Source organism: Stenotrophomonas sp. HMWF003 (assembly GCF_003061285.1).
GTDB classification, from domain to species: domain Bacteria; phylum Pseudomonadota; class Gammaproteobacteria; order Xanthomonadales; family Xanthomonadaceae; genus Stenotrophomonas; species Stenotrophomonas maltophilia_AP.
This window is the reverse complement of record NZ_QAIW01000181.1, coordinates 6,645-7,190: the sequence shown is the minus strand read 5'-3', so window position 1 is coordinate 7,190 and position 546 is coordinate 6,645. Positions and strand designations below refer to the sequence as shown.

The following is a 546-nucleotide window of genomic DNA, read 5'->3' as shown; positions in this document are numbered from 1 at the left end:
GTGCATCTACCACGGGTATGGCCATGAGCCGAGCAAGCCGCTGGGCTGGCAGCTGGCCACGCACGCCTGGCTGGCGCTGTTGGCCTACGCCACGCTGAGCGTGGCCGCGCTGCTGGCGATCATGCTGTGGCTGCAGGAACGGGCGCTGCGCCGCCGCGATTTCCGCCCCTGGCTGCGGGCACTGCCGCCGCTGGCCGACCTGGAGGCCCTGCTGTTCCGGGTGATCACAGTCGGCTTCGCACTGCTCACCCTGACCCTGGTCACCGGCGTGCTGTTCGTCGATGACCTGCTGGCCCAGAAGCTGGTGCACAAAACCGTGCTCAGCGTGCTGTCGTGGATCGTGTTCGGCACGCTCCTGATCGGCCGCCGCCGCTACGGCTGGCGGGGCGCCAAGGCCGTGCATTGGACCCTGACCGCGATGGCGCTGCTGCTGCTGGCCTTCTTCGGCAGCCAGTTCGTGATCGAACTGGTGTTCGGGCATTCGCGGTAGCGCCGGGCTCTGCCCGGCTGCGTGATCCGGGGTTGTCTCGTAGAGCCGGGCTCTGC

At 68.9% G+C, this 546-nt stretch carries 1 pseudogene; it reads left to right on the top strand.

Annotated features, from left to right (window positions below):
* A pseudogene (gene ccsA, locus DBR34_RS22315) lies at positions 1–490 on the top strand (cytochrome c biogenesis protein CcsA); the annotation flags it as partial.
* Positions 491–546 lie beyond the last annotated feature (56 nt).